This window comes from Thermomonas carbonis (assembly GCF_014396975.1).
Classification (GTDB): domain Bacteria; phylum Pseudomonadota; class Gammaproteobacteria; order Xanthomonadales; family Xanthomonadaceae; genus Thermomonas; species Thermomonas carbonis.
In genome coordinates this window covers 912,046-933,042 of record NZ_CP060719.1, presented here as the reverse complement: position 1 = coordinate 933,042, position 20,997 = coordinate 912,046, and the positions used below count along the sequence as shown (strand labels likewise).

Annotated in this window: 20 protein-coding genes; 9 read left to right on the top strand and 11 right to left on the bottom strand. The window is 67.3% G+C overall.

Annotation, left to right across the window (positions count from 1 at the left end):
- Window positions 1-61: 61 nt before the first annotated feature.
- On the bottom strand, window positions 62-1,912 hold the full coding sequence (locus H9L16_RS04365; protein WP_308427040.1) for an ABC transporter ATP-binding protein: 1,851 nt from the start codon (window positions 1,910-1,912) through the stop codon (window positions 62-64).
- Window positions 1,913-1,969: 57 nt separating this feature from the next.
- Here H9L16_RS04365 and polA point away from each other — a divergent pair, with 57 nt between their 5' ends.
- Window positions 1,970-4,744 carry a DNA polymerase I gene (gene polA, locus H9L16_RS04360; RefSeq protein ID WP_187553345.1) on the top strand — a complete coding sequence of 925 codons (2,775 nt, stop codon included), beginning with the start codon at window positions 1,970-1,972 and terminating at the stop codon, window positions 4,742-4,744.
- 439 nt (window positions 4,745-5,183) lie between these two features.
- On the opposite strand, the gene H9L16_RS04355 is transcribed toward polA, so the two are convergent.
- Window positions 5,184-6,755, bottom strand: a complete 1,572-nt coding sequence (locus tag H9L16_RS04355; protein ID WP_187553344.1) for a carboxylesterase/lipase family protein — start codon at window positions 6,753-6,755, stop codon at window positions 5,184-5,186.
- 125 nt (window positions 6,756-6,880) lie between these two features.
- Between H9L16_RS04355 and H9L16_RS04350 the strand changes: the two genes are divergently transcribed.
- On the top strand, window positions 6,881-7,360 hold the full coding sequence (locus H9L16_RS04350; protein ID WP_187553343.1) for a DUF421 domain-containing protein: 480 nt from the start codon (window positions 6,881-6,883) through the stop codon (window positions 7,358-7,360).
- Between the two features lie 21 nt (window positions 7,361-7,381).
- On the opposite strand, the gene hemF is transcribed toward H9L16_RS04350, so the two are convergent.
- From hemF to H9L16_RS04330, 4 genes are all read right to left on the bottom strand, one after another.
- On the bottom strand, window positions 7,382-8,323 hold the full coding sequence (gene hemF / locus H9L16_RS04345; RefSeq protein WP_425507231.1) for an oxygen-dependent coproporphyrinogen oxidase: 942 nt from the start codon (window positions 8,321-8,323) through the stop codon (window positions 7,382-7,384).
- A 36-nt stretch (window positions 8,324-8,359) separates the two neighbouring features.
- Window positions 8,360-9,610 (bottom strand): heme biosynthesis protein HemY, encoded by a 1,251-nt coding sequence (locus H9L16_RS04340; protein WP_187553342.1) that lies wholly within the window; start codon window positions 9,608-9,610, stop codon window positions 8,360-8,362.
- Window positions 9,611-9,691: 81 nt separating this feature from the next.
- Window positions 9,692-10,657 carry a uroporphyrinogen-III C-methyltransferase gene (locus tag H9L16_RS04335; RefSeq protein WP_187554045.1) on the bottom strand — a complete coding sequence of 322 codons (966 nt, stop codon included), beginning with the start codon at window positions 10,655-10,657 and terminating at the stop codon, window positions 9,692-9,694.
- A gap of 15 nt (window positions 10,658-10,672) precedes the next feature.
- The gene (locus H9L16_RS04330; protein ID WP_187553341.1) at window positions 10,673-11,452 is read right to left on the bottom strand and encodes a uroporphyrinogen-III synthase; all 780 of its coding nucleotides are present in this window, start codon (window positions 11,450-11,452) and stop codon (window positions 10,673-10,675) included.
- A gap of 45 nt (window positions 11,453-11,497) precedes the next feature.
- Here H9L16_RS04330 and H9L16_RS04325 point away from each other — a divergent pair, with 45 nt between their 5' ends.
- The 5 genes from H9L16_RS04325 to H9L16_RS04305 all read left to right on the top strand — a co-directional run bounded on the left by H9L16_RS04325 (window position 11,498) and on the right by H9L16_RS04305 (window position 14,749).
- Window positions 11,498-11,983 (top strand): YiiD C-terminal domain-containing protein, encoded by a 486-nt coding sequence (locus H9L16_RS04325; protein WP_187553340.1) that lies wholly within the window; start codon window positions 11,498-11,500, stop codon window positions 11,981-11,983.
- Between the two features lie 55 nt (window positions 11,984-12,038).
- Entirely contained in the window at window positions 12,039-12,461 is a 423-nt protein-coding gene (locus tag H9L16_RS04320) for a hypothetical protein (protein WP_187553339.1), read from the top strand.
- A gap of 46 nt (window positions 12,462-12,507) precedes the next feature.
- On the top strand, window positions 12,508-12,942 hold the full coding sequence (locus tag H9L16_RS04315) for a rhodanese-like domain-containing protein (protein WP_187553338.1): 435 nt from the start codon (window positions 12,508-12,510) through the stop codon (window positions 12,940-12,942).
- Window positions 12,943-13,084: 142 nt separating this feature from the next.
- Window positions 13,085-13,606, top strand: a complete 522-nt coding sequence (secB, locus tag H9L16_RS04310; protein ID WP_187553337.1) for a protein-export chaperone SecB — start codon at window positions 13,085-13,087, stop codon at window positions 13,604-13,606.
- Between the two features lie 96 nt (window positions 13,607-13,702).
- Window positions 13,703-14,749: an NAD(P)H-dependent glycerol-3-phosphate dehydrogenase gene (locus tag H9L16_RS04305; protein WP_187553336.1), complete on the top strand. Its 1,047-nt coding sequence runs from the start codon at window positions 13,703-13,705 to the stop codon at window positions 14,747-14,749.
- 33 nt (window positions 14,750-14,782) lie between these two features.
- Here the strand turns inward: H9L16_RS04305 and H9L16_RS04300 are convergent, their stop codons facing one another.
- The 5 genes from H9L16_RS04300 to H9L16_RS04280 form a co-directional block, all read right to left on the bottom strand.
- Window positions 14,783-15,145 (bottom strand): PIN domain-containing protein, encoded by a 363-nt coding sequence (locus H9L16_RS04300; RefSeq protein ID WP_229796541.1) that lies wholly within the window; start codon window positions 15,143-15,145, stop codon window positions 14,783-14,785.
- Window positions 15,146-15,175: 30 nt separating this feature from the next.
- The gene (locus H9L16_RS04295; RefSeq protein WP_187553335.1) at window positions 15,176-15,430 is read right to left on the bottom strand and encodes an antitoxin; all 255 of its coding nucleotides are present in this window, start codon (window positions 15,428-15,430) and stop codon (window positions 15,176-15,178) included.
- Window positions 15,431-15,572: 142 nt separating this feature from the next.
- A complete protein-coding gene (locus H9L16_RS04290) occupies window positions 15,573-16,160 on the bottom strand; it encodes a diffusible signal factor-reguated Ax21 faimly protein (RefSeq protein ID WP_187553334.1) in 588 nt (195 codons plus the stop codon).
- Between the two features lie 148 nt (window positions 16,161-16,308).
- Window positions 16,309-16,788, bottom strand: coding sequence for a tRNA (cytidine(34)-2'-O)-methyltransferase (locus H9L16_RS04285; protein WP_187553333.1), 480 nt, complete (start codon window positions 16,786-16,788; stop codon window positions 16,309-16,311).
- Window positions 16,789-16,801: 13 nt separating this feature from the next.
- The gene (locus H9L16_RS04280; RefSeq protein WP_187553332.1) at window positions 16,802-17,599 is read right to left on the bottom strand and encodes an SDR family oxidoreductase; all 798 of its coding nucleotides are present in this window, start codon (window positions 17,597-17,599) and stop codon (window positions 16,802-16,804) included.
- Between the two features lie 97 nt (window positions 17,600-17,696).
- On the opposite strand from H9L16_RS04280, the gene H9L16_RS04275 reads away from it, so the two are divergent.
- Together H9L16_RS04275 and H9L16_RS04270 are read left to right on the top strand one after the other, a co-directional pair.
- Window positions 17,697-20,540: a M16 family metallopeptidase gene (locus tag H9L16_RS04275; RefSeq protein WP_187553331.1), complete on the top strand. Its 2,844-nt coding sequence runs from the start codon at window positions 17,697-17,699 to the stop codon at window positions 20,538-20,540.
- Window positions 20,541-20,612: 72 nt separating this feature from the next.
- On the top strand, window positions 20,613-20,918 hold the full coding sequence (locus tag H9L16_RS04270; protein ID WP_187553330.1) for a DUF4156 domain-containing protein: 306 nt from the start codon (window positions 20,613-20,615) through the stop codon (window positions 20,916-20,918).
- Window positions 20,919-20,997: the final 79 nt, after the last annotated feature.

The window sequence follows — 20,997 nt, the reverse complement described above, 5'->3', positions numbered from 1 at the left end:
CTGCGTGGGGTGATCGAAGTATGCGCGATGGTGGCCGCGACGCGCCGTGAAACGCGAACCATCAGCCCTCGTCCGCGGCCGGTTCGAGGGTAAGGAAACCGCCCGACTGCCGCTGCCACAGCTGCGCGTACAGGCCGCCGCGCGCCAGCAGTTGTTCGTGGCTGCCTTCCTCGACGATGTGGCCGGCATCCATCACCACCAGTCGGTCCATCGCGGCGATGGTCGACAGCCGATGGGCGATCGCGATCACCGTCTTGCCCTGCATCAGCCGGTACAGGTTCTCCTGGATCACCGCTTCCACTTCCGAATCGAGCGCCGAGGTCGCTTCGTCCAGCACCAGGATCGGCGCGTTCTTCAGCAGCACCCGGGCGATCGCGACGCGCTGGCGCTGGCCGCCGGACAGCTTGACCCCGCGTTCGCCGACCTGGGCGTCGTAACCGCGACGGCCCTTCGCGTCGACAAGCTCATGGATGAAGCCCTCGGCGTTCGCCTGGCGCGCGGCTTCGATCATTTCTTCTTCGGTCGCATCCGGGCGGCCGTAGAGGATGTTCTCGCGCACGCTTCGATGAAGCAGCGAGGTGTCCTGGGTGACGACGCCAATCTGCGCACGCAGCGAGTCCTGCTGCACGCTGGCCACGTCGACGCCGTCCACGGTAATGCGCCCGGCTTCGACGTCGTGGAAGCGCAGCAACAGGTTCACCAGCGTCGACTTGCCGGCACCGGAGCGGCCGACCACGCCAATCTTCTCGCCGGCGCGGATGTGCAGGCCCAGGTGTTCGATGACGCCGCTGCCCTTGCCGTAGTGGAAGGCCACGTCCTCGAAACGGATCTCGCCGGACACGCGCGGCAATGCCGGTGCGCCGGGCGCATCGTCGACGGTCGGAGGCAGCGAGATCGAGCTGATGCCGTCGTGCACGGTGCCGATGTTCTCGAACAGCGCGGACAGCTCCCACATGATCCAGTGCGACATGCCGAGCAGGCGCAGCGCAAGCGCGGAGGCCACCGCCACCGCGCCCACGCTGACGTGGCCATGCAGCCACAGCCACAGGCCCAGCGCGGCGACTGCGAACAGCAGGGCCATGTTCAGTGCGTACAGCAGGCTATAGACATTGGTCGCCAGCCGCATCTGCGCGTAGACGCTTTGCAGGAACCCGCCCATCGCCTCGCGTGCGTAGGCCTGTTCGCGCTGCGAATGCGAAAACAGCTTGACCGTGGCGATGTTGGTGTAGCTGTCGACGATGCGCCCGGTCATGTCGGAGCGCGCATCGGCCTGCTGCTGCGACACCTTGCCCATCTGCGGCACGAACCAGCGCATCAGCAGCGCGTAGCACCCGAGCCAGCCCACGAACGGCAGCATCAGTCGCCAATCCGCGCTGGCCGCGACGATCAACGTGCCGCCGAAATACACCAGCACGTAGTTGCCGATGTCCAGCAGCTTGACCACGGTCTCGCGCACCGCCAGCGAGGTCTGCATCAGCTTGGTGGCGATACGCCCGGCGAACTCGTCCTGGAAATAGCCCATCGACTGCCGCAGCAGGTAGCGATGCACGTTCCAGCGGATCCGCATCGGGAAGTTGCCCAGCAGGGTCTGGTGCTGCACCAGCGAATTCAGCAGCACCAGTGCTGGCAACACGACCAGAACCAGCGCCGCCATCCACGCCAGTCGCGGGCCCTCCTGCGCCATGAATGCACTTGGGCCGACCGCATTCATCCGGTCGACCAGCGCGCCCACGTAGGCATACAGCGCCACTTCCGCCAGCGCGATCAGGCCGGTGCTGACGGTGAGCAGAATCAACCAGCGCTCGGCACCACGGGTGTAGTGGCGGCAAAACGCGTACAGCGTCGCTGGCGGCTGCGCCGGTGGCGCGTCGGGGAAGGGGTCGAGGCGGGATTCGAACCAGCGCTGCATCATGTTTGCTCGTGCGATATGCGGTCATTGTGCCAGCGCATCGCCGCGTAGAATCGATGCATGGCCAAGCTCGTACTGATCGACGGATACAACTACCTCTATCGCGCCTTCCACGCGCTGCCGCCGTTGAGCAATGCGGCGGGCGAACCGACCGGCGCGCTGTTCGGCATCGTCAACATGCTGCGCGGGCACCTGAAGGAAAAGCCGGACTACATCGCCTTCGTGATGGATGCGCCCGGCAAGACCTTCCGCGACGACCTGTACGCGGAGTACAAGGCCAACCGCGCACCGATGCCGGATGAGTTGCGGTCGCAGATCGAGCCGATGATGGCGATCGTCGCCGCACTCGGCCTGCCCGTGCTGCGCGTGGAAGGCGTGGAGGCCGACGACGTGATCGGCACCCTGGCGATCCGCGGTGCGGAGGCCGGCATCGACGTCGTCGTTTCGACCGGCGACAAGGACATGGCGCAACTGGTGCGTCCGCACGTGGCGCTGGTCAATACGATGAGCGGCGGCAAGCTCGATTCCGACGAAGCGGTGATGGCCAAGTTCGGCGTGCGCGCCGACCAGATCGTCGACTACCTGGCGCTGATGGGAGATGCGATCGACAACATCCCCGGCATCCCGAAGTGTGGCCCCAAGACCGCGGCGAAATGGCTGGCCGAGTACGACACGCTCGACGGCGTGATCGCCAATGCCGACAAGATCGGCGGCAAGATCGGGGAGGCCCTGCGTGAGGCGCTGCCGCGGCTGCCGCTCAACCGCACGCTCACCACCATCAAGACCGACGTGGCGCTGGACCAGGACCCGCACGAGCTGCACCTGCGCGAGCGCGATGTCGAAGCACTGCGCACGTTGTACGCGCGTTACGGCTTCAACCAGGCGTTGAAGGAACTCGACGGGAGCGCGTCGTCGAATGCCTCATCGGCAGCGACGGAGAAGGAGCCGGGTATCGCGCGCGGCAACGGTTTTGTTGCGCCCAGTGCGCCGGCATCGCAAACGGAACTCGATCCCGCCCTGTCCGCGCCCGGCGAATACGATTGCGTGCTGGAGATGGCGCAACTCGATGCATGGATCGCGAAGTTGCACGCTGCCGATGAATTCGCCTTCGACACCGAAACCGATTCACTCGATTCGATGCGCGCCAACCTTGTCGGCATCAGCCTGTGCGTGGAATCCGGCCAAGCCTGCTACATCCCGATCGCGCATGAGGCGCCGGGCGTGGCCGCGCAATTGCCGCGCGAAGCGGTGCTTGATGCATTGCGGCCATGCCTTGTCGATCCGTCGAAGCGCAAGCTCGGCCAGCACGGCAAGTACGATCTGCACGTGCTGCGCCGCCACGGTGTCGAGGTGCAGGGCTACACCGACGACACCATGCTGGAAAGTTTCGTGCTGAACGCCGGCATTGCTCGACACGACATGGATTCGCTGGCGCAGCGCCACCTCGGCTACCAGACCGTGAAGTACGAGGACGTGGCCGGCAAGGGCGCGAAGCAGATCGGGTTTGCCCAGGTCGCGCTGGACGATGCCACCCGTTACGCGGCGGAAGATGCCGATATCACCCTGCGCCTGCATCGCGCGATGCTGCCGAAGCTGCAGGCAGAGCCGGCGCTGCTGTCGGTGTACCGCGACATCGAAATGCCACTGGTGCCGGTGCTGGCGCGGGTCGAGGCCAACGGCGTGATGATCGATGCCGATGAACTGCGCCGGCAATCCGCCGATCTGTCGCGGCGCATGCTGACGGCGCAGCAACAGGCGACCGAATTGGCCGGGCGCAGCTTCAACCTGGATTCGCCGAAGCAGCTCGGCGCGTTGCTGTTCGACGAACTCAAATTGCCGGCGTTGGTGAAGACCCCGAGCGGCGCGCCCTCGACCAACGAGGAAGCGCTGGAAGCGATCGCCGACCAGCACGAACTGCCGCGCATCATCCTCGAGTACCGCGGCCTGGCGAAGCTGCGCAGTACCTACACCGACAAGCTGCCGGAGATGGTCAACCCGGAGACCGGCCGCGTGCACACCAGCTACCACCAGGCCGGCGCGGCGACCGGACGGCTGTCGTCGTCGGATCCGAACCTGCAGAACATCCCGATCCGCAGCGAGGACGGCCGCCGCATCCGCACCGCCTTCGTTGCGCCGCCCGGGCGCAAGATCGTGGCCTGCGACTATTCGCAGATCGAACTGCGGATCATGGCGCACCTGTCCGGCGATCCTGCGCTGGTGCGCGCGTTCGAAAGCGGCGCCGACATCCACCGCGCGACCGCGGCGGAAGTGTTCGGCAAGCCGCTGGAGGACGTGAGCAGCAACGAGCGGCGCGCGGCCAAGGCGATCAACTTCGGGCTGATGTACGGGATGAGCGCGTTCGGCCTGGCCAAGCAGCTCGGCATCGCCCGCGGCGAGGCGCAGGACTACATCGGCCTGTACTTCAGCCGCTATCCGGGCGTGCGCGACTTCATGGACCGCACCCGCCAGCAGGCGCGCGATGCCGGTTACGTGGAAACCGTGTTTGGGCGCAGGCTCGCGCTGGACTACATCCACTCGCGCAACGCGGCGCAGCGCGCCGGTGCCGAGCGCGCCGCGATCAACGCACCGATGCAGGGCACCGCCGCCGACATCATCAAGCGCGCGATGGTGCGCGTGGACGCCTGGCTTGCGGGATATCGCGACCGCGCCCTGATGGTCCTGCAGGTGCACGATGAACTGGTGTTCGAGGTCGACGACGCCTTCCTGCCCACCCTGCTGGAACAGGTGCCTGCGCTGATGGCAGGCGCGGCCGAGCTGCGGGTGCCCCTGGTGGTCGATACCGGCGTCGGCAACAACTGGGATGAAGCGCACTGACTTGTGCGCTTTGAGGCCCGCTGGGGTGTTCACGGAATCGCTGGAAACCGCTCTGGAATGCGGGGTGTAGCGGTTCCTGAGAATCGGAATGAATAATTCCTGAACCCAACAGTTTTTTAACTCGAATCTTCACGAACCATCCATGTGCGGAGTGGTCATATGTCGCGTAACAGGTGCAATGCCTGTTGCCGATCACTACCCCTCCCCTGGTGTGATCACGGAAATGCAGGTTCTCCCCAACCTGCCTTCCACCGGCCCCGCAGTCCCCCCTGGCTGCGGGGCTTTTTATTTGGCTGCGCCAATAAAAACCCAAGATTTGCTGCGCAAACTTTGGGCCCCGCTATGTGCTTCCGATCCCGCCCCTTCGGGAAGGGGGCTGTTCTCCATCCGGGATTTCGCGGCGGAGAGTCGCGGGGACAAAATTAGGTCGCCTTTGCGGCTATTCCCTCTTGCCCAGGTAACCGCCGATGCCCTTGAGCGCGCCGATCATGACGTTGAGCCGCGCTTGCATGAAGTTGGGGCGTGGAATGGGGGGCTCGGCGAATTCGAGCACCTGTGCGCGCCTGGCGGAATCCTTCGGCCACGCGGGTGCACCTGCGGCCGTGGGCACGCCGTTGCGGGCGAACGCGACCCAGTAGTCGCCGACGTTGCGCGACACGGCGCGATCCGCGGCCGAGAACGGCGCGCCCAGGCAGCGGCAGGAGTCGCCGGTGCCCATCACGAAGGCGATCTCGCCGCCATGGCCGACGCCCGGTGGCTGCGGACGCATTCCGGTCTGCACGTGGCTGAAGTAGTAACGCCAGGTCGGTGCTCGCCGTGAGTGCAGGTAGGCGATGCGTTTGGCGTATGCGGTGAACACCAGGTCGCGGATCGCCTGCCGGCCGAGTTCCGAGGCGTCTTTCACGCCCGGGTAGAGCGGCTTCAGCATGACCTTGCCGGCGCCCAGACGGTCGACCACGGCCGCTGGATCCAGCCCGAACGCGGTCGCTACCGTGGCCTCGTCGCTGTTGCTGCCGATGATCAGCGGAAATCTGGCCTGGCGGCCTTGCTGGAAAGTTTCCAGGATCGGCTGCGGCAGGACGTTGTCGCCAACGACGAAGCCGGGTGCCAGGCTCATGTCCTCGCCGCTGAAGGCGGTCGCGAAGCGCTGTGCCGGGACCGCGCGGAGCCGGGCCGCAGTGGCATCGGCACCTTGCACGCCCAGCGACGATGCGACCTTGATCGACACCGTGCGCGCCTTCGCACGGTTGCTGCTGGGGATCCCGTAGGCGCTCTGCACGATGCCGCGCTGGAACAGGCCGCGCGCCTTCGGCGAGGCGAACAGGGCGAGCACGCTCTGGCCGCCGGCCGATTCGCCGAACACCGTCACGTTGCCGGGATCGCCACCGAAGGCGCCGATGTTCTCGCGCACCCACTTGAGCGCGGCGATCTGGTCGAGCAGGCCGAAGTTGACGTGGCCGCCGGAGGTGCCGGCGAGCGCCGGGTGGTCGAAGAACCCGAGTGGCCCCAGCCGATAATTCAGGCTGACCACCACCGCGCCGCGCGCGGCCAACGCCTGCCCGTCGTAGAGCGACTGGCTGCCGGCCCCGAACACCAGTGCGCCGCCGTGGATCCAGACCATCACCGGTCGCCGTGCGTTGCCGGTTCCCGGCGTCCAGATGTTGAGGGTGAGGCAGTCTTCGCTCATCGGCCCGATATCGCCCGCACCGGCTGCCAGCGCGGCCCCCGGTGCCTGCATGCAGGCCTTGCCGAACGCTTCGGCCTTGCGCATGCCCTGCCAGGGCATTGCGGGTTGCGGCGCTTGCCAGCGCAGCGAGCCGACCGGCGGCGCTGCATAGGGGAGGCCCTTGAACACCAGGAGGTCGCCTTCGCGGGTGCCTTGTACGGCACCGCCTGCAGTCTGGACCTGGAGCGAGGGTGCCGATGCCGGAGGCGTCGCCGCGTTGCCGATGCCCGGAAGGAGCCAGCCGGCCAATGCCAGCGCCACGGCGAACAAGCGGTTGCCTTGCATGAGGTCACTCCGTCAGGGGGCACGTGCGGTCGAGTATGAGCCGATCCCGTGGTTCGATGGCATGACCGCGCCATCACCCGTCTGTGGGATGCTCCGCGCACCCGGCAGGACGAGGAAGCGCGCCCATGGAAGACCTGTTCCAGCTGTCCGCGCCGTGGTGGCACTTCGTCCTGCGGGCGTGCGCGATCTACGTGCTGGTGATGGTGCTGGTGCGGGTGTCCGGCAAGCGCGCAGTCGGGCAGTTCACCCCGTTCGACCTGGTGCTGCTGATCCTGATCGGCAACGCGGTGCAGAACGGCATCAATGGCGGCGACAACTCCCTGACCGGCGCGGCGATCATGGCGACCACGCTGATCGCGTTGAACTACGGCGTGGCCTTCGTGACCTCCCGCAATCGCAAGGTGGAAAAATTCGTCGAAGGTGTGCCGGTGGTACTGGCGCGCAACGGCAAGATATTCGATCACGTGCTGCGCCGCGAGCTGGTCAGCCGCGAGGATTTCCGCGAAGCGCTGCGGATGAACGGCGTCGAGGATGTGTCGGAGGTGGAACTCGCGTTGCTCGAGACCAACGGCAGCATCAGCGTGGTGAAGAAGCGCGACGACTGATCCGGCGCGTGCGCAGAAGGATCAGGCGGATTCGCCCAGCCAGTCGCGCGGCCGCAGGTAGTCGGCCAGGCGCGCTTCGTCGCTGGCGGCTTCGGGCGTGTAGCCGTATTCCCAGCGCACCAGTGGCGGCAGGCTCATCAGGATCGATTCGGTGCGGCCGCCGCTCTGCAGGCCGAACAGGGTGCCGCGATCGAATACCAGGTTGAACTCGACGTAGCGGCCGCGCCGGTACAGCTGGAACTGGCGCTCGCGCTCGCCGAACGACATGTCCTTGCGGCGCTCCACGATCGGCAGGTACGCGTGGAGGAAGCCATTGCCGACTGCCTGCATGTAGCCAAAGTCGCTGTCGAAATCGCCGTGCAGGTCGTCGAAGAACAGGCCACCGACGCCGCGCGTTTCGTTGCGATGCTTGAGGACGAAGTACTCGTCGCACCAGCGCTTGTGCGCGGCGTAACGCTCGCTGCCGCCGAACGGTTCGCACAGGTCGCGGGCGGTGCGATGCCAGTGGCGCACGTCCTCGTCGAACGGATAGAACGGGGTCAGGTCGAAGCCGCCACCGAACCACCAGGCCACGGTTTCGCCATCGCGCTCGGCACGGAAGTGGCGGACGTTGGCATGCGTCGTCGGCAGGTAGGGATTGCGCGGGTGGAACACCAGCGACACGCCGACGGCGCGCCAAGACGCGCCTTCAAGTTCTGGACGTGCCGCCGTGGCCGAAGGCGGCAATTTCGTGCCCGAGACATCGGAAAACCCAATACCGGCCTGCTCGAACACCGCGCCACCGCGGAGGATGCGGGTGCGTCCACCACCGCGAAGATGGGTGGATGCATCATCCGGATCGCGTTGCCATGCGTCCTCGACGAAGCGTGCGGAACCGTCAGCACGTTCGATGGCGGCGCAGATACGATCCTGCAATCCGGTGAGGTAATCGCGGACGAGGTCGATGTCGGGGATCGTGGTCATGCGGTCATTATCGCCGCATGGCCCTGGCGACGTGCGTCAGCCGCGCAGGCGCGGGACACCGTGATCGTCGCGTTCCTCGATGGCCGCGGTATCGGCGATCTGCTGGCGCAGGCCGCGGCCGGGCAGGTCGAGTGCCGCTTCGCCACGCTGGCTGCGCAATGCATTCGCATAGGCCAGGCGCGCGCGCGATTCGTCGCCGGCCTGCACGGCAGCATCGCCCAGCAGTTCCCACGCGGGTGCGCCCGCGCCCTGCGCGATCGCGCGGGGCAGCCACGTGTCCGCCTGCGGTCCCTGTCCTTGCGCATGGGCGATGCGTGCGGCTGCCAGCAGCAGCGCGGGGCTGGAGGGGTGGGCAGGCAACCAGCGTTCGACTTGCGCCCGGCGGTGATCGAAACGTGTCACCGGAAGTCGGCCATACAGGTCGATCAGCGATTCGTCCCACTGCGCATCCAGCGCGTGTTCGATGCTGCGGGTCGCGGCTTCGTCCCAGCTCATGGCCGCCGCGCGGGAGGCATAGGCGCTGACCACCGGTGCACTGGTCCGCAGGGGTTCGGGCAGCGCATCCCAGCGATCCGCGAGCGCATTGGCATCGCCGGCCTGTTGCAGGGATTGCGCAGCCCATTCGGCTTGCAACGCATCCAGTGTCGATGCCGGCAAGGCCTGCTGCTGGCGCAACGCGCCGAGCAGGCCATAAGCTTCGATGCTGCGTCCGCTGGCCGCCAGGGCTTCCGCGCGCAGGCGCAGCCCGCGTGGTGGCAACGGTTGTGCGGCGGACAAATCCAATGCAAGCAATGCCTCCGCCGAACGACCCAGCGAGAGTTCCTGGCGCGCTCGCTCCATCGCGCTTGCTGCGGGATGCCGGTCGCCGAACGCATCCAGATGCGCCTTGGCCGCCGCTTCGTCGCCACGCGCCAGCGCCGCGCGTGCCGCCTGGGTGCGCGCGATGGCCTCGGCGTCGCCGCTGTCGGCGGCTTGCGCCAACAGTTGCTCGGCACGGACATAGTCGCCACGGCGATAGGCCGCGAATCCATCGGTCAGCTTGGCCCGCGCCTGCCGTGCGCGATGTCGCCGCCAGGCGCGAAACGGCAGCCGCAACAAGGTCCACAACAATGCCAGGCCCAGCATGAGTGCGAACAGCAAGCCCGTCGCGACCGCCACGGTGGTGCTGTAGTCGGTGCCGCGGAAGCGCACCAGCACGTAGCCGGGATCCTGCAGCAGCACCTGCGCGAGCAACGCCCCCAGCACGGCGAGGATCAGCCAGAACAACACGCTGCGGAACAGGGTCATCGTGCCTCCTTGCGATACGGATGGATCAGGGTCGATGCGAGCATCGCAGGCCTGCTGCAAGCGTTGCGTGAGCGCGCTGCGTCACTGGCCGCGCAAGGCGCGCAATTGTTGCAGGGTGGTGCCGGCCAGCGGCGATTCCATGCGCAACGGCAGCGCCTGCAGTTCGGCCAGCAGCCGGCGCTTCTGCTGCAGGCCGGGCGAGCCCGCCAGCAACCGCTGCAGCCAGCCATCGATGCGCGCCAGCGCATGGCGCAAACCCGTGGTATCGCGGCGTTCCACCGCGGCGCGGGCCAGGCTGAATTCGATCTGCAGCGCGGCGAATGCGGCATCGCGATCGGGGCGTTGTTGCAGGCCGGCCGATGCGGTCGGCTGACGATGGACGAAGCGGCCGAACAGGCGCTGGTACCACGGCGCGCGCAGTGATGGCGCAGGTTGAATCGGCGTGCTGGCGTCGATGCCGTCGGCGATCCGTTCCAGCAGCGCATTGGCCTGGATGCGCGGATCCGCGCCGAGTGCCTGCAGCGCGGCCTGCTCCTGCGCCAGCGTCTGGCGCAGGTTGAGATAGCCCGGATCGTCCAGGCCGTCGAGCAGCGGCGCGGCCAGTGCCAGTGCGCGTCGCGCGCCATCGATGTCGTCGTCCAGGCGCAGGCGCTGCTGGCCGATGCCGAGCAACAGTTCGATCTCGTCCAGGCGCAGCGCCTGCGCGCCGTGGCGGTCGGGATCGGCCAGTTTCGACACGCTGTCTTCGAGCAGGGCCGCACGCTGGCCGATGCCGAGCAGTTCGTCGCGCAGCACGCGGTTGGTGGCTTCGGCCTGTTGCAGGCGTTGCGTCTGCGCGCGTTGTATCTGGCGAAGGCTTTCCACGCGCGCATCCAGTGCCGTGCGCTGTTGTTCGGCACGCGATTGCCGTTGCTGCTCGAGTGCCTGCCAGTGCCGCCAGGCAAAGACGGCTGCGGCGGCGATCACAAGGATCAGCAATACCGACAGCAGCAAGGCGCCGGCGCGCGAACGGCGCGCGGGGGCGATGGGCGCGGGAGGCTTCGGCATGCTCACCCGGCGATGCTAAACGAAGGCATCGACGACGGCGCGCAGCAGCGAGGCCGGCCGCGCATCGCCGGCCAACACGATGCGTCGGAAACCGGCGTCGCGCGCAGCTTGGGCCAGACGCTCGCTGGCCGCGGTCACCGCGATCCTTCGCAGCGGTTTTGCGAGGTCGGCGGGATGCTGGCGAAGCATCGCGTCCAGTGCTTCAGCGCTGCTCAGTGCCAGCACGACATGCTGCGGCTTCGCCAGCACAGTGGCCAATGCTTGCCAGCGCGCCACGGTGATCGTGATGGGCGTGCGTTCGTAGATATCGGCGCGTATCAGATCGGCACCGCGCGCCTGCAACGTCGGCGCGATGCGATTGCGTCCGCCCGGCGCGGTGACCAGGCCGATGGAGCGGCCAGCGATGTCGCGCAGTGCCGGCACCGCCAGCAGGCCCTCGCTGTCCATGCGTGCGGGTGCGATGGCCTCGATGCCGAGCCGTTGCAGTGCGCGTCGGGTGCCATCGCCGACCGCCAGCACCGTTTGACGACGCGCGATGCGCAAGCCGCGCACTCTCGATGCCGCCAGCACCGCGTTGGGGCTGGTGAACAGCACGATGTCGGTGGCGAGTGTTTCGCGCAGCGCCTTGCGGCTGGCGGTATCGATGCGGGTTTCGACCGCCAGCGGCGACAGCGCGAGCACGCCTGCGCCAACGCGCGCGGCGGCAGCGCGCAGGCTCGCGTGCTGCCCTTGCGGCCGCAGCGAAACCACGGTCCAGCCGGTCAATGCCATCGCGGTGGTGGTGCGTCGGGTCATCAATACAGCTTGGCATGGTGCTGTTGCTTGCGTCAGGCTTGCGCGATGCAGATCCCTTCTTCGTCGTCCCCCGATGCCTTGCTCGCCGCGCTCGCGGCCCACTACATGGCGATGCCGCCGGTCGCCGCGATGCAACCCCGCGTGCTCGACTGGGAGGACGGTTGCCTGCGCATGCACGCGCCGCTGGCCGCCAACGTCAACGACAAGGGCTGCGCGTTCGGCGGCAGCCTGAGCTCGCTGATGACCATCGCCGGTTGGGGGCTGGCCTTCCTGACCCTGGCACAAGCCGGTCAGGAAGCGGACATCTACATCGCAGACAGTCGCGTGCGCTATCTCAAGCCGGTGTACGACGACCTGCTGGTGGAAGTGCGTCTGGATACCGCCGGCGAAGGTGCCGACGCCATCGACCTGCCCGGCGCACTGCGCAGCAAGGGCCGCGCCAGCGTGCGCATGGAGGCGCGTACCGTGTTGGCCGATGGCGGCGCGGCTGCGGTGCTGGTCGGCCGCTACGTCGCCATCGCCCGCGACTGAGTCCGCCTGCCTACGTCGAGCGGTTAGGATGCGGGCACCCAACGGAGGAACCGCGATGCCACGACTGCTGCTGCGCTGCCTGCTGCTGTGCTGCCTGGCCCTGCTCGCGGGCTGTCCGAAAACGCACGCCAGCAAGGGCAGCGCGCTGGACGAAGTGCAGTACGCCTATTCCGCGGCGATCCGCTGGGGCGATTTCGAGGGTGCGTGGACCCTGGTCGATCCGAAGTTGCGCAAGGAAAAGCCGCTCACCGACATCGACTTCTCCCGTTACAAGCAGGTGCAGATTTCCACCTATCGCGACATGGGCGGCACCGTCGAACCCGATGGCGTAATGGTCCGCGATGTCGAGATCGGGGTGATCAATCGCAATACCCTGACCGAGCGCACGGTCCGTTACCGCGAGCGCTGGCGCTACGACGAGCCGGCCAAGACCTGGTGGCTGCTCAGCGGCCTGCCGGATCTGTGGCAGGGCGATTGAGCGCGGCACGGGTACAATCCACGCCCCGCACCACCCGGTCATTGCCGTGACGTTTGCCGAACTGGTCGCCTTTGCCGGCCGCCACCCGATCCTCTCGCTGGCGCTGGCCGGCATCACCCTGGCCATCCTCTACAACGAGATCGCCGGCCGTTTCAGCGGTTTCCGCCGGGTCGGACCCGCGCAGCTGACCGGGATGATCAATCGCGACGACGCCCTGGTGATCGACCTGCGTCCCGCCGCGGACTTCGAGAAGGGCCACATCGCCGGCGCGAAGAACGTGCAGATGGCCCAGTTCGATCCCGAGAACAAGCACCTGGCGCCCGCAAAAGCGCTGCCGGTGGTGCTGGTCTGCAAGTCCGGCGAGACCGCCAGCGGTGCGGCGAAGCGCCTGCGCAAGGCCGGTTTCGCCAACATCAACGTGCTCGAGGGCGGCGTCCAGGCCTGGCAGGGCGCAGACCTGCCGCTGGTCAAGGGCCGCTGATCCGGCGCGTCGGCAGCGTCCGGCGCTTGCGAAACCGCCCGGCCGCCCCAACTCAGGCAGCAAGCGCCTCGCGGTGCGATAATCGCTGTCTTCATTTTCCGCGCGCCCCACCGCGCATCCATGTGCAATTCCTGGAGCCACCATGTCCGACGAAATCCTGAACGGCGCTGCCCCGGTCGCCGACGCCCAGCCGCAAGGCGCGACCTTCACCGTCGAGAAGCTGTACGTGAAGGACCTGTCCTTCGAAGCGCCGAACGCGCCGCAGGTGTTCAACGAACAGGGCCAGCCGGACCTGCAGATGAAGCTCAACCAGAAGGTCCAGCGCCTGGCCGACAACGCCTTCGAAGTCAGCCTGGGCATCACCCTGACCTGCACCATCAATGGCCGCACTGCGTACCTGGCAGAAGTCGAGCAGGCCGGCGTGTTCGGCCTGGGCGGGTTCGAAGATCACATCCTCGACGCGATGCTCGGCACCCAGTGCCCGAACATCCTGTACCCGTATGCCTCCGCGGCAGTCGGTCAGCTGATCGTCTCAGGCGGCTTCCCGCCGTTCCCGATGCAGCCGATCAACTTCGATGCGCTGTACGGCGAAACCCTGCGCCAGCGTGCCGCGCAGCAGGCCGGCGGCGAGCTGGCCAACACCGAAACCGCCGGCAACGCGTAACGTCGATATGATCCGCGGCCTTCCATGGCGCAGCCATCAGGGCTGGCGGAGCGAGCGGCCCGGCCGTCCACGGCCGGGCGCTCGAGGTCGCAGCTGATGCCGATAGGGCATCAGCTGGACGCGACCACTCGCCCATCGGTTGCGGTGCTTGGCGCGGGCTCCTGGGGCACAGCGCTGGCCGCCCTGATCGCACGGCACGGTCATTCGACCGTGCTGTGGGGTCGCGATGCTGGCACGATCTCCGCGATCGAAGCGAACGGCGAGAACCCCCGCTACCTGCCCGGCATTCCGCTGCCGGGCACCTTGCGCGCGACCACCGCATTGCCCGAGGCGATGGCCGATGCCGACTTGGTCCTGGTCGTCGTCCCCTCGCATGCCTTTGCCGAAACCTTGCGCGCGCTGGCGCCATGGCGCGAGCCGGGTGCGGGCGTGGCGTGGGCGACCAAGGGCTTCGAGCCCGGCAGCGGGCGCTTCCTGCACGAGGTCGCGGGCGAAGTTCTGGGTGATGACGTGCCACTGGCGGTCGTCACCGGCCCGTCGTTCGCCAAGGAAGTGGCCGAAGGACTGCCGACCGCCTTGACCGTGCATTCCGAGGATGCGGTGTTCTGCCAGCAGGTCGCCGATGCGCTGCATGGCCCCGCGTTCCGCGCCTACACCGGCGACGACATGTGCGGTGCCGAACTGGGCGGCGCAATGAAGAACGTGCTGGCCGTCGCCACCGGCGTGGCCGATGGCATGGGCCTGGGCCTCAATGCGCGCGCAGGCCTGATCACCCGCGGCCTCAACGAGATGCTGCGGCTCAACATCGGCATCGGCGGCCGCCCGGAAACCTTGATGGGCTTGGCCGGGCTGGGCGACCTGGTGCTGACTTGCACCGGCGACCTCTCGCGCAATCGTCGCCTGGGCTTGGCGCTCGGACGTGGCCAGTCGATCGAGGATGCCGTCCGCGCGATCGGGCAAGTCGTGGAATCGATCCAGACCGCGGACGAAGTGATGCGGCTGGCGCAGCGCCACGGCATCGAACTGCCCATCGCCGAAAACGTGCGCGATGTCCTGCATGGCGACATCACTCCCGCCGAAGGCCTCAGGAGGCTGATGGCGCGCGAGCGCAAGGCGGAATACCCGCAGTCGCTGTTCGACTGATCCTGCAGGGTCAGACCGGCGGAATCAGCTCGGTCACGTCCGGATGCAGCGCGGCCAGGCCCTGGTCGAAGGTTGCCAAACGACCGCCGTTGCTGCGCGCCAGCGACGCCAGATGGCGGTCACCTGTCGGTGGGCAAGCACGCCTTTCCAGTCCGCCTGCAGGTAGTCGATGGCGTCCGGCCAGAAGCGGTGGCGCGGGTGTTCGATGAAGCCGCGCATGGTTGCCACGACGCCCGCAACGCTGTGCTTGCCGTTTGCGTTCAGAAGCATGCGAAGCAGCGTGCCTTGAGTGATCGGGCAGGTGGCAAAGAGGCGCGCACGTGCGGCAAACCAGGTTCTGGCGGCGGTGTGGTGCAGATGCGCTTCGTCCGCCAGCGCAATCAGCACGGTTGCCATCCAGTAGCCAGACCGGCTCGGCGGATGGACTCACGGTTCGTCTTCCAGTGCCTTCACGTCTTCATCGGTGATGGACCTTGGTGAACGCACCACAGGCAAGCCCGTCAGTGCGTCGATGCGGTAGAACGTCTGCGGCTCGGCCATGCGGTTGGTCAGTGCCGCCCGCGCTTCCAGCCCCAACCGCAACAGTTCGGCCACGATCTGCCCCAGACTGCGCTTGTTGTGGCGTGCCAGGCTGGTGGCGATGCAGTGCAGGTCATCTGGCAGGTCAAGTGTCGTTCGCATCATCGCATCGTGATGGGATGACATCATGATGTCAGTGGCAAGGATCGCCTGATCCCGGTGGCCACCAACGAAAAACGCCCGGCATGCGCCGGGCGTTTTCGTGGCGATTCCCTCGAGAACCGGCCGGTCTTGCGTTGATCGCTTACCAGGTAATGCGCGGGCCGACGAAGTACTGGGTGTCGCCATCGGCGAACTTCACGTCCGCGGCCACGCCCCAATTGGCGTTGATCTTGACCTGGCCACCAAGGCGGCCGTAGGCGTCACCGTCGTAATCGTCGCCGTCTTCGTAACCGGCCAAGGCGTAACCCTCGAAGCGCGAACCGAAGGCGCTGCGCACGCCGGCCTCGGCGGCATAGCCGTCCAGGTTGGTGCTCACGCCGGCCAGCTTGGCCTCGGCTTTCTGGTAGGCCACGGTGCCGACGAAATCGGTGTTGGCCGAGATCGAGTGGTTGTAGCCCACGCCCAGCTTCCACTGGTCGAGCTTCGGCTTCTGGGTGCCGCCGCCCGGGATCAGGATGGCGGTATCCGCCTTTACTGCGTTGTAGCCGCCGAACACATGGAAGTTCGGGGCGATCGCGGCGGAACCTTCCAGTGCCCAGCCCTTGGCGTTGATGTCGGAATTGATGTGGGTGTAGCCGCCCTGGACGTAGTTGTAGGACAGGCCGTCGGCCGCAGAGGCGGCAAAGGGGAGGGCGGCCAGCAGGGTCAGCGCAAGCAGTGAACGCTTCATGGGGGAAACCTCATTGAGTTGTTGTTATTGCGCCCGGCCAGGAGGCAGGACGTGGGCGCATTCTGGGCAGCGGATCACAACCCGGCATGAATACAAAACTCATCGGTACAGGAACTATTCCGGTTCGTTCTGGTCAGGGTCGCGCCGCTCAGGCACCACCATCGAAGCCGGCCTGCCGCCAGGCCTCGAACACCACCACGGCCACACTGTTGGACAGGTTGAGGCTGCGGTTGCCCGGGCGCATCGGCAGGCGCAGGCGTTGTGCCTCTGGGATAGCGTCGAGGGTGGCCTGCGGCAGCCCGGCCGTTTCGCTACCGAACAGGAACGCGTCGCCCGGCCGGTAGGCCGGAGCATCGAAACGAATCCTGCCGCGGGTGGACAGCGCGAACACGCGGGGCGGCTCGGCGTTCGCCTGGGCGACTGCGGTCAGCGCCGCATCGAGGTCGTCGTGGACCTGCATGCGCGCGTACTCGTGGTAGTCCAGTCCGGCGCGGCGCAACTGCTTGTCGTCGATGTCGAACCCCAGCGGGCGCACCAGGTGCAACTGCGCGCCGGTGTTGGCGCACAGGCGGATCACGTTGCCGGTGTTGGGCGGGATTTCGGGACGATGCAGGATGACGTGGAACATCAGTGACCCACGCTCACCACGGCAACGACTCGCCGCGCCAGTCGAGGAAGCTGCCGGACTGCGCCGGCGTGGCGGCGTCGATCACCCGCAGCAGCCCGGCCACCGCATGGGCCGGTGTAACCTGCGCTTGAGCGCCGCCCATCTCGGTCTGCACCCAGCCCGGATGCAGGGCGAGGACGACGATGCCGCGCTCGGCCAGCGCTTGGGCGAGCAAGGCGCTGGCCATGTTCTGCGCGGCCTTGCTGATGGCGTAGCTGGGCGTGCCGAAGCGGGTCGTATTCGTGATCGATCCCAGCTGCGAGCTGATGTTGGCGATGACGGTGCTGGGCAGCTTGGTGTCGTCGGCGTGGCCGGGGGTGCGGTCAACCGAGCGAGTATCGGGGAGCGAATTGACCGCACCCCCGGCCGCGTCGGTGACATCGCGAAGCAAAGGAGCCAACGCCTGCGCCAGCAGGAACGGACCGATCGCATTGATCCGCAGGCTGTCGTCGAGCACGGCCTGCTCGACATGGCCGAAGCGCTCGCCGGAATGCAGTACTCCTGCGTTGTTCAGCAGCAGGTCGATGCGGCCGTCGTCGCCCAGCACCAACGGCAGGTCGTGCAGCAGGCTGGCGCGCGATTTCGCATCGGCCACGTCGAGCGGCAGCACGTGCAGGCGGCCGGGATAGTCGCCGGCGAGCGTGTTGAGGGCGCTGGCCTTTCCCGGATGCCGGCAGGCGGCGACCACGTGATCGCCACGCGCCAGCAACTGGCGGACGAATTCCAGGCCGATGCCGCGGTTGGCGCCTGTGACCAGGGCGGTACGGGCCATGTGCTGCTCCTCGGGTGGCTTCCGGCCTAGTGTATCGGCCGGCCGCGGGGGCTAACATCGACGGTTCGCTGTCCCGTGTCCGTCCCAGGAGTTGCCCATGTCCGTGTTCCGTCCCGCCGTGCTCGCCGTTGCCCTCGCCACCGCCATGTCCGCCGGTGCCTATGCGCCGCAGGCGCAGGCCGCCACTGCCCCGGTGGTCGACATCGCCTACGAGAGCTTCACCCTGCCGAATGGCCTGCGGGTGATCGTGCACACCGACCGCAAGGCGCCGATCGTGGCGGTCAACGTCTGGTACCACGTGGGCAGCAAGGACGAGCCGGCCGGCCGCAGCGGCTTCGCCCACCTGTTCGAGCACCTGATGTTCAATGGCTCGGAGAACAACCCGGGCGAATTTTTCGGCCCGTTCAAGCAGGTCGGTGCCACCAACCAGAACGGCACGACCAATTCCGACCGCACCAACTACTTCGAGAACGTGCCGACCACCGCGCTGGACATGGCGTTGTGGATGGAATCCGACCGCATGGGCCATCTGCTCGGCGCGATCGACCAGAAGACCCTGGACGAGCAGCGCGGCGTGGTCCAGAACGAGAAGCGCCAGGGCCAGAACCAGCCTTACGGCCAGGTCTGGGACGTGCTGGGCAAGGCCATGTATCCCAAGGGCCACCCGTACAACCACAGCACCATCGGTTCGATGAACGACCTCAACGCGGCCTCGCTGGAGGACGTGAAGACCTGGTTCAAGACCTGGTACGGCCCGAACAACGCGGTGCTGGTGCTGGCCGGCGACATCGACCTGGCCACCGCGAAGGCGAAGGTCACCCAGTACTTCGGCGACATCCCGGCCGGTCCGACCATGGCCCAGCCGAAGGTGGACGTGGCCGCGCACACCAGCGACAGCCGCGGCGAGATGACCGACAACGTCCCGCAGTCGCGGATCTACCGGATGTGGAACGTGGCCGAATACGGCCAGCCGGACCTCGACCGTCTGCAGGTGTTCGCGCAGGTGCTGGGCGGCGGCAAGTCGTCGCGCCTGGACCGTCGCCTGGTGCACCAGGACAAGTTGGTCGACAACGTCGGCGCATCGGCGTTCGGCTCGCAGCTGGGCAGCAATTTCATGATCACCGCCGCGGTCAAGCAAGGCGTGGACGTGGCCAAGGTCGAGGCGGCGATCGACGAGGAGCTGCAGAAGCTGCTCAAGGACGGCCCGACCGCGGATGAACTGGCGCGCGCACGCACCAGCATCCAGGCCGGCTGGATCCGTGGCGTGGAACGCATCGGCGGCTTCGGCGGCAAGGCCGACGCGCTGGCCGAGTGCGCCGTTTACACCGGTGATCCGGGCTGTTTCCGCGACAGCCTCAAGACCCTGGGCGATGCCACCGCGGCCTCGGTGCGCGGCACCGGCAACACCTGGCTCGGTGCCGGCAAGGGCAGCTACACCCTGGTGGTCAATCCGGGCAAGCGCGTCGACATTCCCGAAGAACCGGCGGTCACCCCGGCACCGTTCAAGTTGCCGGCGGTGGATGCCAAGTACAAGACCACCGCCAGTACGGTCGACCGCAAGGCCGGCGTGCCGGTCACCGCCAGCTTCCCCGACCTGAAGTTCCCCAGCTTGCAGCGCGCCACCCTGAAGAACGGCACCAAGGTCGTCCTGGCCGAGCGCCACGACATCCCGGTGGTGCAGATGAGCTACGAGTTCCGTGGTGGCCAGGCGGCCGACCCGGCGGCGAAGCTCGGCACCGCCAGCTTCGCGATGGGCCTGCTGGACGAAGGTGCGGGCGACCTCGACGCGCTGGCGTTCGCCGACCGTGCCGAATCGCTGGGTGCCAACCTGGGTGCCAGCGCCAGCCTGGACAGCAGCAGCGCCTATCTGTCCTCGTTGAAGCAGAACCTGGAGCCGTCGGTTGCGCTGTACGCCGACATGCTGCGCAAGCCGCGCTTCGATCAGGCCGAGATCGACCGCGTGAAGGGCCAGTGGATTGCCGGCATCAAGCAGGAGAAGGCGAACCCGGGCGGGATCATCCAGCGCGTGGTGCCGGGCCTGGTCTACGGGGCTGATCATCCGTACGGCGCACCGCGCACCGGCAGCGGCACCGAGGCATCCATCGCCGGCCTGACCCGCGCCGACCTGGTCGCTTACCACGGCGGTGCGCTGCGCCCGCAGGACGCCACCCTGGTCGTGGTGGGCGACACCACCCTCGGCGAGATCGTGCCGGTGCTGGAAAAGCACTTCGGCGACTGGAAGGCGACCGGCAATGCCGCGGCGGTATCGAAGGTCCCGGCGGTTGCCGCCCAGACCAAGCCGCGCGTGTTCCTGATCGACCAGCCTGGTGCGGTGCAGGCGAACATCGTGGCCGCCCAGCTGGCACCGTCCAGCATGGATCCGGCCGCGGTCGCCTTCGACATGGCCAACATGGTGATCGGCGGCGACTTCACCGCCCGCCTCAACATGAACCTGCGCGAGGACAAGCACTGGTCGTACGGTGCGCGCAGCGGTGCCGGCAATTCGGTCGGCCCGCGGATGTGGACGGCGTCCGCGCCGGTGCAGATCGACAAGACCGCCGAGTCGGTCGCCGAGATCAAGCGCGAGATCGCCGACTTCGCCAGCGGCAAGCAGGGAGCGAGCGCCGAGGAAGTCAGCGGCATGCAGAAGATCCTGACCCTGAGCCTGCCCGGCGCGTACGAGACCGCGGCGTCGGTGATGGGCACGATCGGCAGCAACCTGCTGTACGGCCGCCCGGACGACTACGTGTTCAAGCGCAAGGCCGAGATCGAGGCGATGACTCCGGCACAGGTCGATGCGGCCGCCAAGGCGCTTGATCCGAACGCGCTGACTTGGGTGGTCGTGGGCGACCTGAGCAAGACCGAGCAGGTCGTGCGCGCGCTGAACCTGGGCGAGGTCACCATCCTCGACGCCGACGGCAAGCCGGTGGCGAAGAAGTAAGCGAGCCGTTCAGCAAGTGATCGAGGAAGCCCGCCACACTCGGCGGGCTTTCTTTTTGACGAGGTACCGACGATGCGTTCGATCCTGATGCTGGGCTGCGTGCTGTCCCTGTCCGCCTGCACCTTCGTGCACATGGCTCCCAGCGCGACCAAGGTGAAGGTGCTGGCCAGCGCACCGTCCTGCGAGAAACGCGGCGAGGCCGAGGTCTCGGTCCGGCACAAGGTCGGCTTCTACGAGCGCAGCGAGGCGCAGGTCCGCGACGAACTTGAAACCCTGGCCCGCAACGAAGCCCCCGGCGTGGGCGCGGACAGCATCAGCCCGCTTGGGCAGCCGATGGACGGCTCCCAGCGCTGGGCCCTGTGGCGCTGCGCGCGCTGAGGCGCATGTTCCACGCTGCGGAACCGCAAACGCTGTTCGCGCAAGCGCCGGGCTAACCCGTTATCCTGTCAGGTTCCCG

What these genes read in the sequence shown, in the direction of transcription:
- H9L16_RS04365 (WP_308427040.1), bottom strand. Translation starts at nt 1,912, where the DNA reads ATGATGCAGCGCTGGTTCGAATCCCGCCTCGACCCCTTCCCCGACGCG.
- polA (WP_187553345.1), top strand. Translation starts at nt 1,970, where the DNA reads ATGGCCAAGCTCGTACTGATCGACGGATACAACTACCTCTATCGCGCC.
- H9L16_RS04355 (WP_187553344.1), bottom strand. Translation starts at nt 6,755, where the DNA reads ATGCAAGGCAACCGCTTGTTCGCCGTGGCGCTGGCATTGGCCGGCTGG.
- H9L16_RS04350 (WP_187553343.1), top strand. Translation starts at nt 6,881, where the DNA reads ATGGAAGACCTGTTCCAGCTGTCCGCGCCGTGGTGGCACTTCGTCCTG.
- hemF (WP_425507231.1), bottom strand. Translation starts at nt 8,323, where the DNA reads ATGACCACGATCCCCGACATCGACCTCGTCCGCGATTACCTCACCGGA.
- H9L16_RS04340 (WP_187553342.1), bottom strand. Translation starts at nt 9,610, where the DNA reads ATGACCCTGTTCCGCAGCGTGTTGTTCTGGCTGATCCTCGCCGTGCTG.
- H9L16_RS04335 (WP_187554045.1), bottom strand. Translation starts at nt 10,657, where the DNA reads ATGCCGAAGCCTCCCGCGCCCATCGCCCCCGCGCGCCGTTCGCGCGCC.
- H9L16_RS04330 (WP_187553341.1), bottom strand. Translation starts at nt 11,452, where the DNA reads ATGACCCGACGCACCACCACCGCGATGGCATTGACCGGCTGGACCGTG.
- H9L16_RS04325 (WP_187553340.1), top strand. Translation starts at nt 11,498, where the DNA reads ATGCAGATCCCTTCTTCGTCGTCCCCCGATGCCTTGCTCGCCGCGCTC.
- H9L16_RS04320 (WP_187553339.1), top strand. Translation starts at nt 12,039, where the DNA reads ATGCCACGACTGCTGCTGCGCTGCCTGCTGCTGTGCTGCCTGGCCCTG.
- secB (WP_187553337.1), top strand. Translation starts at nt 13,085, where the DNA reads ATGTCCGACGAAATCCTGAACGGCGCTGCCCCGGTCGCCGACGCCCAG.
- H9L16_RS04305 (WP_187553336.1), top strand. Translation starts at nt 13,703, where the DNA reads ATGCCGATAGGGCATCAGCTGGACGCGACCACTCGCCCATCGGTTGCG.
- H9L16_RS04300 (WP_229796541.1), bottom strand. Translation starts at nt 15,145, where the DNA reads ATGGCAACCGTGCTGATTGCGCTGGCGGACGAAGCGCATCTGCACCAC.
- H9L16_RS04295 (WP_187553335.1), bottom strand. Translation starts at nt 15,430, where the DNA reads ATGCGAACGACACTTGACCTGCCAGATGACCTGCACTGCATCGCCACC.
- H9L16_RS04290 (WP_187553334.1), bottom strand. Translation starts at nt 16,160, where the DNA reads ATGAAGCGTTCACTGCTTGCGCTGACCCTGCTGGCCGCCCTCCCCTTT.
- H9L16_RS04285 (WP_187553333.1), bottom strand. Translation starts at nt 16,788, where the DNA reads ATGTTCCACGTCATCCTGCATCGTCCCGAAATCCCGCCCAACACCGGC.
- H9L16_RS04280 (WP_187553332.1), bottom strand. Translation starts at nt 17,599, where the DNA reads ATGGCCCGTACCGCCCTGGTCACAGGCGCCAACCGCGGCATCGGCCTG.
- H9L16_RS04275 (WP_187553331.1), top strand. Translation starts at nt 17,697, where the DNA reads ATGTCCGTGTTCCGTCCCGCCGTGCTCGCCGTTGCCCTCGCCACCGCC.
- H9L16_RS04270 (WP_187553330.1), top strand. Translation starts at nt 20,613, where the DNA reads ATGCGTTCGATCCTGATGCTGGGCTGCGTGCTGTCCCTGTCCGCCTGC.